The organism is Pedobacter aquatilis, assembly GCF_032678425.1.
Lineage (GTDB): Bacteria > Bacteroidota > Bacteroidia > Sphingobacteriales > Sphingobacteriaceae > Pedobacter > Pedobacter aquatilis_B.
On record NZ_JAVTSG010000001.1, the window covers coordinates 826657 to 840990 of the forward strand.

Annotated in this window: 13 protein-coding genes; 8 read left to right on the forward strand and 5 right to left on the reverse strand. The window is 34.1% G+C overall.

Annotated features, from left to right (window positions below):
* Nucleotides 1-17 precede the first annotated feature (17 nt).
* Nucleotides 18-2339 carry a helix-turn-helix domain-containing protein gene (locus R2Q16_RS03420; protein ID WP_316735171.1) on the reverse strand — a complete coding sequence of 774 codons (2322 nt, stop codon included), beginning with the start codon at nt 2337-2339 and terminating at the stop codon, nt 18-20.
* A 56-nt stretch (nt 2340-2395) separates the two neighbouring features.
* Between R2Q16_RS03420 and R2Q16_RS03425 the strand changes: the two genes are divergently transcribed.
* The 8 genes from R2Q16_RS03425 to R2Q16_RS03460 all read left to right on the forward strand — a co-directional run bounded on the left by R2Q16_RS03425 (nt 2396) and on the right by R2Q16_RS03460 (nt 11507).
* Nucleotides 2396-3322 (forward strand): MBL fold metallo-hydrolase, encoded by a 927-nt coding sequence (locus tag R2Q16_RS03425; RefSeq protein WP_316735173.1) that lies wholly within the window; start codon nt 2396-2398, stop codon nt 3320-3322.
* 341 nt (nt 3323-3663) lie between these two features.
* Nucleotides 3664-5247 carry a peptide chain release factor 3 gene (locus R2Q16_RS03430; RefSeq protein ID WP_316735174.1) on the forward strand — a complete coding sequence of 528 codons (1584 nt, stop codon included), beginning with the start codon at nt 3664-3666 and terminating at the stop codon, nt 5245-5247.
* Between the two features lie 241 nt (nt 5248-5488).
* Nucleotides 5489-7213, forward strand: a complete 1725-nt coding sequence (locus R2Q16_RS03435) for an HAD-IIIC family phosphatase (RefSeq protein ID WP_316735175.1) — start codon at nt 5489-5491, stop codon at nt 7211-7213.
* Between the two features lie 5 nt (nt 7214-7218).
* Nucleotides 7219-7455: an acyl carrier protein gene (locus R2Q16_RS03440; RefSeq protein WP_316735176.1), complete on the forward strand. Its 237-nt coding sequence runs from the start codon at nt 7219-7221 to the stop codon at nt 7453-7455.
* A 1-nt stretch (nt 7456) separates the two neighbouring features.
* The gene (locus R2Q16_RS03445) at nt 7457-7864 is read left to right on the forward strand and encodes a VOC family protein (protein WP_316735177.1); all 408 of its coding nucleotides are present in this window, start codon (nt 7457-7459) and stop codon (nt 7862-7864) included.
* Between the two features lie 2 nt (nt 7865-7866).
* Nucleotides 7867-9321: an MBOAT family O-acyltransferase gene (locus R2Q16_RS03450; RefSeq protein WP_316735178.1), complete on the forward strand. Its 1455-nt coding sequence runs from the start codon at nt 7867-7869 to the stop codon at nt 9319-9321.
* A 5-nt stretch (nt 9322-9326) separates the two neighbouring features.
* The gene (locus R2Q16_RS03455) at nt 9327-10235 is read left to right on the forward strand and encodes a hypothetical protein (protein ID WP_316735179.1); all 909 of its coding nucleotides are present in this window, start codon (nt 9327-9329) and stop codon (nt 10233-10235) included.
* Nucleotides 10236-10241: 6 nt separating this feature from the next.
* Nucleotides 10242-11507: a sialate O-acetylesterase gene (locus R2Q16_RS03460; RefSeq protein WP_316735180.1), complete on the forward strand. Its 1266-nt coding sequence runs from the start codon at nt 10242-10244 to the stop codon at nt 11505-11507.
* Nucleotides 11508-11551: 44 nt separating this feature from the next.
* Here the strand turns inward: R2Q16_RS03460 and R2Q16_RS03465 are convergent, their stop codons facing one another.
* The 4 genes from R2Q16_RS03465 to R2Q16_RS03480 all read right to left on the reverse strand — a co-directional run bounded on the left by R2Q16_RS03465 (nt 11552) and on the right by R2Q16_RS03480 (nt 14321).
* Nucleotides 11552-12409: a hypothetical protein gene (locus R2Q16_RS03465; protein ID WP_316735181.1), complete on the reverse strand. Its 858-nt coding sequence runs from the start codon at nt 12407-12409 to the stop codon at nt 11552-11554.
* Between the two features lie 107 nt (nt 12410-12516).
* Complete coding sequence (locus R2Q16_RS03470; RefSeq protein ID WP_316735182.1) at nt 12517-13770, reverse strand: pyridoxal phosphate-dependent aminotransferase; 1254 nt, start codon at nt 13768-13770, stop codon at nt 12517-12519.
* Nucleotides 13771-13800: 30 nt separating this feature from the next.
* Complete coding sequence (locus R2Q16_RS03475; RefSeq protein ID WP_316735183.1) at nt 13801-14133, reverse strand: type II toxin-antitoxin system RelE/ParE family toxin; 333 nt, start codon at nt 14131-14133, stop codon at nt 13801-13803.
* Nucleotides 14133-14321, reverse strand: coding sequence for a hypothetical protein (locus tag R2Q16_RS03480; protein ID WP_316735184.1), 189 nt, complete (start codon nt 14319-14321; stop codon nt 14133-14135). The genes R2Q16_RS03475 and R2Q16_RS03480 overlap by 1 nt, the downstream gene beginning before the upstream one ends.
* Between the last annotated feature and the right edge of the window lie 13 nt (nt 14322-14334).

A 14334-nucleotide genomic window follows, 5' to 3' on the forward strand; every position in this document is an offset into this window, starting at 1 on the left:
GTGGTTAAAAAAAGATACTACTCTTCCGTTGGAAATAACGAAGCCAACACCAGCTTAATCTCTCCAAAAGAATAATCCTTACCCAAAAAATCTCTGATTACTGACATGGATTTTGTTTTCTGGCTTTCCACAGCATCACTAATATTTCTGATTTTGTTTGGCTTAACCAACTTTGCAACATCCAATTGTTGTGTTGAAACAAAATATGCTAAATGTCCCTCAATTGTACTTACCGAAAAACCACGTTCCTTGGCAATTTCTTCCAAAGTTTTGCCTTGCTCGTAAAGCTCAAAACTCACCAACCTAGTATCAACCTTTGGCTCCTTTTTCTTTTTTTCAACCGCAGATTTTACCTTTAAAGTAACGCCCTTCAACTGAATCGCTTTTTGCAATTGTTTATCGCGTTCTGAAGCATTAAGTAGCGCATCCGTATCAGCTTTATTAAATTCCTTACCATCAATCATGGCTTGCAGTAATGCTTTACTTTTATGTATTTTTTTTAACTGCTCATAAACCAAAATTTCTAACTCAAGCAATTCAGTTAAATAAGTTTTTATCTGCTTTTCTTCTTTTATAGCCTCAATATGTGCAAGCAGTTTATCCGAAATTTCTTTTATTAACGGATTAAAATATTTCAAAGCAGCCCCTACTCTTTTCGAAACATTAAACAAGGTATGTTCCGTTTGTGTGGCAAATAAGTTTTTTAGTTGATTGATAAAAGTATCGGCAGTTGCTGTAATTTTTTGAAAATCCTGATACAACTCCATCGTCCAGCCATCATAATGTTGTTTGGTCGATTTTTCACTTTTATCGAAAGTTTGCACATGTTCCTTTATGTAATAGCGAACCAAATTTAAATCGAAAGCCGCTAGCAGATATGTTCTGATAAAATCGTAACTCTCAAAACTAATCTGCTGGTTCAGTTCATCAGCTGGCTGTTTTGTTTTCGAAAAATAGTGGATGTTCTGGTCTTGTTGCAAACCAGTTTCACGTAAATGCGAAGTTAAAACCAAACCTTTAAGCGAGCGCAAACGCGAAAGCGCAACGTAAGCTTGTCCAGGAGCAAAGGCATCGCCAATATCAATTATGGCTTTATCAAAAGTTAAACCCTGACTTTTATGCACCGTGATTGCCCAAGCTAATTTTATCGGGTATTGAACAAATGAACCAGCTACTGTTTCCGAAATTTCATTTGTTGCCTCGTTCAGTTTGTATTTTACGTTCTCCCAAGTGTAAGGAGCAATCTTAATTATAGCCTTATCTTCTGGTAATTCAATTTCAATACTACCTTTTTCAATATGATGAACAACACCGATTTTACCATTGTAATAACGTTTTTCGGCGGTCATATCGTTTTTAATAAACATAATTTGAGCACCAACTTTCAGTTCTAAACTTTTATCATTTGGAAAAGAAAACTCGCTAAATTCTCCAACAACTTTGGCATCAAAAAAGTAAGATTTAGATGTAAGCTGTGTTAACCTTTCGCGATTTATCGCATCAGCCTTATTATTATGAGTGGTTAAAGTGATGTAATTTTCATCTGCCGCAGGTTTAAAATCTTGCTTAAAATGCTGACGAAGTAAGGCTGTATCTTCAGCTGTTATCTGATTATTTCTGAGGTTATTTAGTAAATCAATAAAAACCGAATCATCCTGACGGTAAATTTTATCTAACTCAATATAAATTGGCGGATTATTTTGCAATGCCAAGGCATCAAAAAAATAAATGCTTTTATAAAAGCCTGCCATTACCCGCCACTCATCGTTTTTTACAACTGGTGGTAACTGGTGCAAATCGCCAATAAAAAGTAGCTGCACACCACCAAAGGGCACATTTCTATTTCTTCGGATATAACGTAAAGAAAAATCAATTGCGTCAAGCATATCAGCACGAAGCATACTTACTTCGTCAATTACCAACAACTCCAATTCTTGAATCATGCGCCTTTTGTTGCCCTGCATATTTAAATGCTTAACAATAGTTCGCGGCGTATTAAAATTAAAGGTGATGTTTTGATTGATGATATTAGCCGCCGCATCTGGAAAAAATGCTCCAAAAGGCAATTGAAAAAGGGAATGAATGGTAACGCCAGCTGCGTTGATTGCGGCAATGCCCGTTGGAGCGCAAATCATTGCTTTCTTATGCGTAAGCTGAATTAATTTCCGCAGAAAAGTGGTTTTACCTGTTCCAGCTTTTCCAGTTAAAAAAACATGCTTTGAGGTATAATTAACAAATTTTGCAGCAATTTCTGCGGGCATAGAAGTTTCTTCTAATTCTGGCATTTTATCTAAAAGTGCTTGTTTAATAATTTGGCGGGATGAATTAAAATTAGCCAATATTTAGCAAAGAAACGTATTACTTTGCTAAATTCGTGAGCATTTATGAATAAAACATGCTATCAAAACTTTCACAATCTTTTATCTTACTTTTATTTCTGTCGATAACTGGCTTTGCGCAAAACACAACCCAACCTTATGTTTTGGTTTTGGGAGTGGCGCAAGATGGCGGTTACCCGCACATGGGCTGTTCTAAAATTTGTTGTACAAATGCCTGGAAAAATCCAGAAACGCAAAGAGCTGTAAGTTCAATTGCTTTAATTGACCCAAAAGCCAAAAAATGGTATTTATTTGATGCATCGCCAGATATTAAGAAACAGCTCAAAGATTTTAGCGAGAGCACCAAAAATCAATATTCTTACTTACCAGATGGTATTTTTATAACCCACGCACATATTGGGCATTATACGGGATTAATGGAGTTTGGTAGAGAGGTAATGAATACCAAAAACTTAAATGTTTATGTATTACCAAAACTTAAATCTTTTTTAGAGGAAAACGGTCCGTGGAGCCAATTGGTAAAATTACAAAACATTAAAATTACCGCTTTAGAGCAGGATAAACCCTTTAAAATTGGGGAGAGTAGTGTAATTGCTTTCACTGTTCCACATCGCGATGAATATTCGGAAACGGCTGGCTTTGAAATCTCTACACAAGCTAAAAAATACCTTTTTATACCTGACATTGATAAATGGAGCAAATGGAATCAAAGCATTATTCAGCGGGTTAAAAAAGTAGACTTTGCCTTTTTAGATGCTACTTTTTACAATGCCGAAGAACTTGGCGACAGGCAAATTAGCGAAGTACCGCATCCTTTGGTTACTGAAACCGTGAAGCTTTTTGAGCAAGAGCCTGCAAGTGTGAAATCAAAAATCCACTTTATACATTTAAACCATACCAATAAATTGCTGTGGGATAAGGATGCACAGAAAGACTTTTTGAAAAATGGCTTCAATCTAGCACAGCAAAACGATGTTTATTAGCAGAATTTGAGTTAATTAAACCCGATTGAAGTGGAAATATTTTTTTAAGTATTTACGAAAAAGATTGCCACGTTGTTCCTCCTCGCAATGACGAAATTGGGAGCAGAACAGAAGTTTAAAAAAGATTGGAACAAAAAGCGGGGCTGATTTAACCTAAGAACCACTGCAATTGCTTTTCAAAAAATATGATGGATTTTGATTTTTAATTAAACAACTAGCAGTTCAAACAGTTAACCAATTTTCTTATCTTTGCAGCCTGATGAAACAACACTATTCAAATCTTATTGCAGTTAAATTCCTTTAACTAGGTTTCATCGCCTCTTTTTACCCAAATTTTTATTATGCTTAACCCTGAAATAGAAAAACGCAAAACCTTTGCCATTATTAGTCACCCCGATGCGGGTAAAACCACATTGACAGAAAAATTTCTGCTTTTTGGTGGTGCAATTAATACGGCTGGTGCGGTAAAACGTAACAAAGCGAACCAAAGTAATACTTCCGATTTTATGGAGATTGAGAAACAACGTGGTATCTCAGTTGCAACTTCGGTAATGGGTTTCGAATACAGCGGAAAACGCATTAATATTTTAGATACTCCTGGTCACAAGGATTTTGCGGAAGATACTTACCGTACTTTATCGGCTGTGGATAGTGTGATTTTGGTGGTGGATTGTGTAAAAGGTGTAGAGGAACAGACGGAAAAATTGATGTCGGTTTGCCGTATGCGTAACACGCCCGTTATCATTTTCGTTAATAAAATGGACCGCGAAGGTAAGGAAGCATTTGATGTTTTGGATGAAATTGAGCAAAAATTAAACATCAGTTTATGTCCGCAAAGTTGGCCAATTGGGCAAGGACATACATTTAAAGGTGTTTATAGCATTTATCATAACCAGTTAAATTTATTTCACTCTGATAAAACTAAGGTTACCGATTCGGTAGTTAAGGTAAATGATTTAACCGACCCAGCACTGTTGGATTATTTGCAGGAAAAGGAAGTTGAATCTTTACAGAGTGAAACAGAATTAGTGCATGGTGTTTATGGTGATTTGGATGTTTCGCTATATAAAGAAGGATTATTGGCACCTGTATTTTTTGGTTCGGCTATTAACAATTTTGGTATAAAAGAGATTTTAGATACATTCATAGAGATTGCTCCAAGTCCTAAACACCGCGAAGCTGAAGAACGGGATGTGTTGGTTGAAGAGAAAAATTTTAGTGGTTTTGTATTTAAAATCCACGCCAACTTAGACCCTAAACACCGCGATAGAATTGCGTTTTTACGTATTTGTTCTGGAAAATTTGAACGTAATAAATTTTATTACCACACACGCCAGGATAAAAAAATGAAGTTTGCCAATCCGATGGATTTTATGGCAAATGAGAAGAATCTATTAGAAGAAGCCTGGCCAGGTGATGTTGTTGGCTTGTATGATAGTGGAAACTTTAAAATTGGCGATACTTTAACTGAAGGTGAAAAGTTACAGTTTAAAGGAATCCCGAGTTTCTCTCCTTCGATTTTTAAAGAGGTAGAAAATTTAGACCCTATGCGTACCAAGCAGTTAGAAAAAGGCATTAACCAATTAACAGACGAAGGTGTAGCGCAATTATTCGTTATGCAACCTGGTAATAGAAAAGTAATTGGTGCAGTTGGTGAACTCCAGTTCGAGGTTATTAATTTCCGTTTAGAGCATGAATATGGCGCTAAATGTCGTTTCCGTACTTTGAGTTATACGCGTTCGAGTTGGGTAACATCAACAGACAGAAAGAAATTGGATGAATTTGTGAAACGCAAGCAACAACATATCGGTTTCGATAAAGAAGATCAACCCGTTTATTTATCGGATAGTGATTACATGATTAATTTAACTAAACAGGATTATCCGGATATTGATTTCCATAAAACCAGTGAGTTTAAGAGTTAACCTTCTGTGGAATTGGTTTTTATCAAAATAATTTTATCTTTGTTACAAGTGTATTTTATGATTTAAAAACACTTGTAGCATATAGAATTCAATACCAATCATTCACTAGTTTTACTTGAATTAACGTGTTAACGCTAAAAAATAACTGCTCTCATCAACAATATTCTTTAAAAATATCATGCAGTATTTTGATAACAGATTCTAATATGCTGTCCATCAATTATGTATTTCATAAAGAAAAATGATATCATTTAAAGAACTCAAAAAAAACATAAAGAAAGATTCTTCTGCATTTCCTAACCTTAAGGTTGCACTCCTCGGAGATGCAGCAACTCAATTTTTAGCAACAGCTATAAAAGGGATGGGCTATGAAAGAAACATAAATGTTGAACTATTTGAAGCCGAGTTTAATCAGGTAGAAAGACAAGTTTTGGATCCTACATCTGACTTGTATCAATTCAATGCTGATTACACAATTGTGTTTCAATCATCGCATAAACTATTAGACAAGCACAGTATTATTACTGAATTTGAGCAAGCTAACCTTGCTGATGAGCGCTTAGACTTTATTAAGGCAATTTGTAATAATATTCCGGGCCGAATTATATACTATAACTATCCTGAAATAGAAGATACAGTTTTTGGAAGCTATGCTAACAAAGTTCAGTCTTCATTTACCTATCAAGTTCGAAAACTTAACTTCGAGTTGATGAATCTTTCTCAACAAAACCCAAAACTATTTATTTGTGATATTGCTGGCCTGCAAAACAAATTTGGAAGGGATTTAATGTTCGATAGTAGCATATATGTTAGTACAGAAATGTTGCTTAGCTTAGATATCTTACCGTATGTTGCTTCGAGAACTTTGGATATCATAGGTGCAGTAGAGGGAAAATTCAAGAAATGCCTCATCATGGATTTAGATAATACAATGTGGGGCGGAATAGTTGGGGATGATGGTTGGGAAAATATTCAGATTGGCCATGGCTTAGGGATTGGCAAAGCATTTACAGAATTTCAACATTGGATTAAAAAACTAAAAAATAGAGGTATTATAATTGCCGTTTGTAGTAAAAACGATGAAGCCAGAGCAAGGGAGCCTTTTGTGCTGAATCCCGAAATGGTTATTAAAATTGATGATATAGCAGTTTTCGTTGCTAATTGGGATAATAAAGCCGATAATATCAGAATTATCCAAAGCGTACTTAATATCGGCTTCGACTCAATGGTATTTCTGGATGATAACCCATTTGAAAGAAATCTGGTAAGGCAAAATGTACCTGAAGTTACTGTACCTGAATTGCCTGAAGATCCTGGAGATTATTTAGAGTTTCTTTATTCTTTAAATCTATTCGAAACTGCAACTTATTCGAATGCAGATGCAGACAGAACTAAGCAATACCAAGTTGAGAGTCAAAGAGTTTCTCTTTTAAAAAGTTTTACTAATGAGGCCGACTTCTTAAAGTCATTAGATATGACTTCTGAGGTAAAGGGTTTTGACTCTTTTAATAAATTACGTGTTGCACAACTTTCACAACGCAGCAACCAATTTAATTTAAGAACAATTAGATATACAGAAGCCGAAATTGAGGAATTGGGCAAAAATGAAGACTACGTAAACTTCTCTTTCACTTTGACCGATAAATTTGGAGATAACGGACTAATATGTGTTGTTATTTTAAAGAAAATTAGTCCCGAAATACTCTTTGTAGACACCTGGTTTATGAGTTGTAGAGTATTAAAACGCGGCATGGAAGATTTTACACTCAGTATTATTGTTAAATATGCCTCAGAAAATGGATATCTAAAAATAGTTGGAGAATATCTGCCATCAGCAAAAAACCAAATGGTTGAGGAGCACTATCCAAAATTAGGCTTCGTAAAAATAGATGGAACGGATACGCTTCAGTTTGAACTAGACATAAATACATTAAAAGGAAAAGAATTTTTTATTACACAAAAATAAATACCATGAACCAGAATGAAATTTTAAGCAAAGTAGAAGTTATTTTCAGAGACATACTTGATAACGAAGACATTACACTAACACCACAAACCACAGCAGATGATGTTGAAGATTGGGATTCTCTATCTCATATTCAACTTATTGTTGCGATAGAAAAAGAATTTAAAATAAAGTTTACCTCAAAAGAAATCCTTTCTTGGAGCAATGTTCAAGAAATGATTGATTGTATTGCAAGTAAATAATATGCTAACTGATTTTAAATTTCATCATATTGGTTACGTAACTGATAGTATAGAAAATACATCTGTTTTTTACATCAACGCAGGCTATCAGTCAACACCAGTAATTGAGGATTCCATTCAACGAGTTCGTATTTGTTTTCTTACCAAAGATGGTTTCCCAAAAATAGAACTAATTGAACCCGTTGATGAAAAGGCTTCCGTAACCAAAATTTTAAAAAAAAATGGTGTTGCCCCATACCACGTATGTTACGAAGTTGATGATATCCATAAAGCTTTTGACGAACTTGTTGATGTGCAGGAATATATCCCTCTATTCCGACCGGTTGAAGCCATCGCTTTAGAAAACAGGCTAATTTGTTATTTATATAGAAAAGAAGTTGGTTTTATAGAATTGGTTAATAAAGATTAATAATGGTTGTAAATTCTATTAATTTCTTAATATTCTTTCTGGTAGTATTCACGGTATATTACTTTTTATTAAAGGATAAAAAAAGTGCTCAAAATATCTGGCTACTTTTATGTAGCTATTTCTTTTATGGCTTTGCAGAATGGAAAATGATTCCTCTACTGCTTGCAGCAACTGTAGTTTTTTACGGACTCGGCCTGGCAATTGGAAATTATAACTTAAGTAATCAAAAAAGAGCATCACTGCTTACCACTGTTGGAACTTTATTAGGCATTGGTCTTTTACTTTATTTCAAATATCTCAATTTTTTCATTACCTCTTTTAGTGATCTTTTTAACGCCATCGGATTAAAAACAAATTGGAGTACTTTCAATATCCTTATGCCAATTGGCATAAGTTTTTTTACGTTTAAACTAATTAGCTATCTTTTGGAAATACAACGCGGACATATTGAGCCCGCTAAAAACTTTATAGATTTTGCGGTCTATATCTCATTTTTTCCAACAATTTTATCTGGCCCAATTGATAGGCCAAAACCATTTTTAGCTCAGCTAGCATCTATCAGAGTTTTTGATTACGACCGTGCATCCATTGGTTTGAAAAGAATATTTTGGGGTATGTTTATGAAAATGTGTGTTGCAGATAGATTATCAATTTATGTTGATGCAGTTTTCGACAATTCCGTTCATCATAATGGCACATCTTTGGCATTTGCATCACTTCTTTATCCAATTCAAATGTATGCAGATTTTGCAGGTTATTCTGAAATGGCAATTGGGGTAGCACTTCTACTAGGATTTAAAATTTCCGAAAACTTTAACCGCCCATTCTTTTCTTTAAATATTGCAGAATACTGGCGTAAGTGGCACATTTCATTAACTGGTTGGCTAACCGATTATGTTTTTATGCCATTAAATATCAAGTTTAGAAATTTTGAGAAATGGGGTTCTATTTTTGCGATTATTATAACATTTGTATTAATAGGTTTGTGGCATGGCGCCGCCTGGACATTTGCACTTTTTGGATTATACCACGGCTTATTATACATCCCCTTAATGCTATCTGGAGCATTTTTTAAGAAAAATAAAGTTAAAAAAACACAAAGTGGCTTACCAACCTTTGAAAGTTGCCTAAAAATGTTCAGAACATTTTTGTTCGTAGCTTTTGGCCTTATACTATTTCGCTCCACTAGCATCGATGAAGCAGGAGCCATTATGTATAAAATTTTAACATCATGGGGCGCATTATTTATAGATCATACAACACTAATCAATGGCATTATATGTATGATAATATTATTCTTTAAAGATTTTCAGGACGAATTTTTTAATAACACTGCTTCCACTTCAAATACCCTTTTTTATAGGTATAAATATGAAATTGCCGTATCAACTTACATTATTTTAATTATGTTCTTTGGCGTTTTAGATGGTAACCAATTTATCTATTTTAAATTTTAGCCCGAATGAAAAGATTTATATTCAGATTACTGATTATTATTGGGATAACACTAATTTTCGATAGAACGCTTGCATTTGTGGTCAACTATTTTTATAAAACAGCAACTACAACTGATGAGTATAAAATAAATTATGTTACCTATAAAATGGATGATCCTATTGTATTTATGGGAAGTTCAAGATGTCATCATCACTACATTCCTTCAATACTTGAAGATTCGTTAAAAAGAAAGGTTTACAATGCTGGTCTTTGGGGCATGAGGAATGTTTATTTTCAATATGCTTTTTTAAGTAATATCCTTCAAAATAACACACCAAAAACTATCTTTCTGGAAATACATCCAACAGACTACCTAAAAACACCATTCTCAGGCTTAGATGTGGTAGGAAACCTATCCCCATTTATTAATTACAGCGAGGGCTGTGATGATGTGCTGAAAAAAGCAAAATTCTTTTATAAAGGAGAAGTATCGCATCTATATAGATATAACAGTTTGTTTGCAAATCTTGCTTTAGGCAATATGTTCCAAAGAATAAACCCTGAAAACAAAGGCTATAAACCACTATATGGCGAATTAGATTTAAGCCACGGGCCTATCAAACCAGAAAAATTTGATTTTGATGTAGATAACGAAAAGGTCAAATATTTAAAATCATTTATCGATAAGTGTAAGGAAAAAAGGATAAATTTAATTCTATTATTTTCTCCTATGTATGCTGTTGAAAAAAACAACATGTTTGATATTCCTTACCGTTTGGCTAAAGAAAATAATTTAGTGTTTATTAATAATTACAATATGGCCGGGATAACTGGTCATCAAGAGTACTTCCATGATTTTGGTCACTTAAATGACACTGGTGCTAAAAAATATTCCATAATGATTGCCTCCCAATTGAAAAAATATCTAAAGTAAAATGAAATGAAAACGCGCTCTCTCCTTATTTATCTTTTATTTATAACAACGTTAATCGCTTGTAATAATACTCCTAAAGTAAAGAAAAGAATAATTGCAATTCCGGTTTACGGGCAAAGCCTGGCCCTGGGAGAAGAAGCAACCAGAATTACCAATTTTGATTCCTTATCAAAGCAAACGAATCACACATTCGTAACCGAAAACCTAGATGAAAGATTCGGATACTTATCCGATACCCATTTTAAACAATGGATGAAGAAGATAATTAATGATAGAGAAAGGGCATTTGAACTTTCAATATACGGCATGTCAGAAGTTTTAGCTGAATATTTTAAGCAGAATGGAAATGATAGTATAATGATATGCTCATTTCCTGGAGGTCAGGGAGCTTCGGGGATTTTAGAAATTAACAAGGGCACAAAAGCATATAAAAAATTTCTTGACGAAATTAAAACAGCGAATGATAAAGCAAAAAGTAGAGGATGGGATTTCGTTGTACCAGCTTTTTGCTGGATGCAGGGTGAAGACGATATCGTTTGGAAAAAATCAAAAGAGTATAAAAAGGATCTAAAAAAAATTCAAACAGATTTTGATTCAGATATCAAGAATATAACGAAGCAAAAAAATGATGTTATCTGTATTACCTATCAAACAAATTGTTTAACCTTATCGAAAGAATTTAAGCAAAATAACTTTTATAATAGGGAAACTTTAGTACCACAAGCCCAAATGGAATTAGTTAGAGATGATAGCCTATTTATGGCAAGTGGCCCAACTTATCCTTATAGTTTTATAAGTGAGCGGGTTCATATAGATGGTATCTCTCAAAAAAGATTAGGATATCTGGCAGGTTTATCTGTTATAAAGTTAATGGAAGCCAAAAAAAATAAAGGCCTTGTTCCGTTAAATTTCTCTATATCGAAAGATACTATTACTATATCCTTTAATATTCCTTCTCCCCCATTAATAATTGATAGCACAGCTGTGCTAAAAGCTGATGGTTTTGGATTTAGTGTTATCAATCAAAAGAACGAAAATATTTTATCTAAGGTAGTTTTAAGAGATAACAAAGTAAATTTAATCTGTAAAAATTCTCCTATCGGAAGTAAAGTAAAATATGCCGTTAATGGGCTTACAGAGAAAAGCGGTTATAGATATGGCCCTCGCGGTAATCTTCGTGATTCTCAAGGAGAAAAATTATTTGCGAGTATTCAGAAGAAGAAATATCCTTTACACAACTGGTGTTACCAATTTGATGTATTGGTAAAATAAATTACTGAATTAAGTTATGGCAAAAATCTTTTTAGCAGATTCAATTACACATCAGCATTTAAAAGTTGTAATTGCAGTATAATATTTTTCCGCTTAGAAGTTATTTTCCCTTTTTTATCAATCGTATTTTGGGCATTGACAATATTAATATATTTAGATGGCTCTCCGGGATATTCATAAACAACAACTTCTGCAAAATTTTCATGGTCTAATAATGCTTCGTTATGCTTCAGTAAATTGTAATTTCTCCTGTCAATTTCGTTTAAGAAAGCCTCTTTATTATCAACATAATTAATTCGGTTTGTAAATTTACGCCTGGTCATCCAGGCATCGTTATTTTCTGAAAAAGGTCTGGCTGCCTGTCCGTTGGCAACCGTAAAAACAATACTGCCGAAGATTGTTAAAAATTCTCCAATCCAAACTATCCAAAGTAATGCGCCTGAAACATTCGAGCTGCCTTTTATTCTAAAGGTGCCGTACTCATTTAATTTTTTAATCTCTTCAAATAAAATTCCAGGGTGCGTAAAAAGATAAATAAAATCTCTCAACAAAATATTAATATCTGCACCGCTAAGCTTGAACGTAAAGCCTTTAGCGCTGTACATAATCGTATCAAATAAAACCCATTGATTATAGCAAGCCAACAAACCACAGAAAATAGCAATGGCAATGGCAATTTTTAAGTTTCTTATTTTACCAATTTTGATACCTAAATCAATAAAATAGCCCAGAGAAATGCCTAATAATACTGCGGATATTGTATTAACCCAAATGTTAGGCAAGAGCCTTAATAAGATAATATAAATTATTGGTAATACGAATGAGGCTAAGATGCCAAAAAGAATTGTTTTGAATATGCCTGATACTGAGGCAGCACCGGATGCAACATATTTTTCTCCCATAGATTGAAATTAAAATTATTTTTTAATATTTCAACTCAGGAATGGATTAAAAAGGAAATTATCAGATAAAAATGCTTGGTTCAACTTTCGCTGAACCAAGCAAAATATTATTTTAACTTGCTCAATGCAGTTTTAATTCTTGGTAACATATCTTTAATATCCTGTAAAGTACAAGCACCAACAGACGCTCTAAACCAAGGCATGCTATGTTCGTTACCGAAAGCAGAGAAAGGTACTAAGGCTGCACCCGCTTCTTTAATCAAATAGAAGTTCACATCTGCACTATCCTTTAAAACCTGTCCATCTTCTGTAGTTTTTCCGATATAATCGATTTTAATAGTTAAATAAATTGCGCCCATTGGTTCAACGGCATCAACATTAAAACCTTCGCTTTTTAGTTCGTTAAAACCATTGTAAAGCGCATTTAAGCTATCTTGAATTTGACCTTTAAAACTGGTTAAGAAAGTATCAACCTGTGTTTTATCATTAAAATAGTTAGACATGGCAACTTGCTCGGCTTTTGGCGCCCATGCACCCATGTGTCCAACTAAAGCTTTCATCCTGTTCACAATATCCTCTGGACCAAAACCCCAACCCACACGTACACCAGTTGCAGCTAAACATTTCGAACTACCATCAACAAAAACGGTAAATTCACGCATTGCCGGACGTAACGAAACTGGATTTACATGTTCCTTTCCGAAAGTCAGAAGCGAATAAATCTGGTCATACATTAAATATAGCGGTTTTTCATCCGCTCCGCGGGATGCGTTTTCTTCTAGAACCACATCACAAATTTCTGTTAAAGAATCTGCATCAAACATGGTTCCCGTAGGATTCAATGGCGAACATAAAGCCAATAATGTTGCACCTTTTAAATGCGGTTTTAACTGTGCCGCAGTTGGCATAAAGTTATTCTCTGCATCAGTTTCAACTGCGATAGATTTTGCAGAAGTTAAGTGGCAATAGTGATTGTTATTCCAAGATGGCGCAGGGAAAACTACGGTATCTCCCGGATCGATTAAAGCTAAATAAGTAGCATAAATTAACGGACGAGAACCGCCAGAAACCAAAATACTGTTGGTGTTGTATGCTAAGCCAAATCTTTCTTTCAGTAATTCAGAAACTGTTTCTCTCAATTGCAAAACACCATCTGCTGGCGGATAATTGGTTTGATTTGCATTGTATGCTTCTACAATTCCTGATTTTAATTCTGTTGGAATTGGGTAGATGTTCGAATCAAAATCTCCAATCGTTAAGTTAGCTATAGATGCGCCTTTACGCTTCATTTCGTTAACCTCGTTACCAATTTTAATAATCTCTGAGCCAATTGATGCGCTGGCTAATACTGAAACTTTCATATTTATATCTTGATGCTGCTAACAGCAAATTTATAGTGCTCTAATTATCTTTTGAAGTTCTTTTTTGTCAATACTGCTCTCTTCTGATTTATCATATAATGTAAGCATATTTATAATGATGCCATCATCAGTATTTGAAACCAAGTAGGTTATAATTCTAAATCCTCCACTCTTACCTTTTCCTTTACTTTTTACGGCAAGCCTAACTTTATAAAGTCCAGCACCCAAATCATTTCCTTGTTCAGGATTTTTTAGAAGTTTGTCCTCAAGTTCGTAAAGGTCATCAACTAAAGAAAGGTATTTCTTTTTATAGATTTTTGCCTTTTTAATAAATACGGCAGAATAAATAATGCTGCAAACCATTAAATATCTTTCAGACTTAACGGTTTGCGTTTGCCTTGCTGCATTTCTTTAATTTCAATTAAAGCCTGAGCAATTTCTGATGTAATTTGACTTGTTGGTTCTGTTTTAACTTTAGCACCAATTTTGCTGAGAAATTCTTTTACGAATCCAGCATCTTTATCTTTAATTTCTATTGTTAAAGTTGTCATAATTACAAAATTA

Bases quoted from the DNA above. Each gene is read 5' to 3' on its own strand.
- R2Q16_RS03425 (WP_316735173.1), top strand. From the start codon at position 2,396: ATGCTATCAAAACTTTCACAATCTTTTATCTTACTTTTATTTCTGTCG.
- R2Q16_RS03430 (WP_316735174.1), top strand. From the start codon at position 3,664: ATGCTTAACCCTGAAATAGAAAAACGCAAAACCTTTGCCATTATTAGT.
- R2Q16_RS03435 (WP_316735175.1), top strand. From the start codon at position 5,489: ATGATATCATTTAAAGAACTCAAAAAAAACATAAAGAAAGATTCTTCT.
- R2Q16_RS03440 (WP_316735176.1), top strand. From the start codon at position 7,219: ATGAACCAGAATGAAATTTTAAGCAAAGTAGAAGTTATTTTCAGAGAC.
- R2Q16_RS03445 (WP_316735177.1), top strand. From the start codon at position 7,457: ATGCTAACTGATTTTAAATTTCATCATATTGGTTACGTAACTGATAGT.
- R2Q16_RS03450 (WP_316735178.1), top strand. From the start codon at position 7,867: ATGGTTGTAAATTCTATTAATTTCTTAATATTCTTTCTGGTAGTATTC.
- R2Q16_RS03455 (WP_316735179.1), top strand. From the start codon at position 9,327: ATGAAAAGATTTATATTCAGATTACTGATTATTATTGGGATAACACTA.
- R2Q16_RS03460 (WP_316735180.1), top strand. From the start codon at position 10,242: ATGAAAACGCGCTCTCTCCTTATTTATCTTTTATTTATAACAACGTTA.
- R2Q16_RS03465 (WP_316735181.1), bottom strand. From the start codon at position 12,409: ATGGGAGAAAAATATGTTGCATCCGGTGCTGCCTCAGTATCAGGCATA.
- R2Q16_RS03470 (WP_316735182.1), bottom strand. From the start codon at position 13,770: ATGAAAGTTTCAGTATTAGCCAGCGCATCAATTGGCTCAGAGATTATT.
- R2Q16_RS03475 (WP_316735183.1), bottom strand. From the start codon at position 14,133: ATGGTTTGCAGCATTATTTATTCTGCCGTATTTATTAAAAAGGCAAAA.
- R2Q16_RS03480 (WP_316735184.1), bottom strand. From the start codon at position 14,321: ATGACAACTTTAACAATAGAAATTAAAGATAAAGATGCTGGATTCGTA.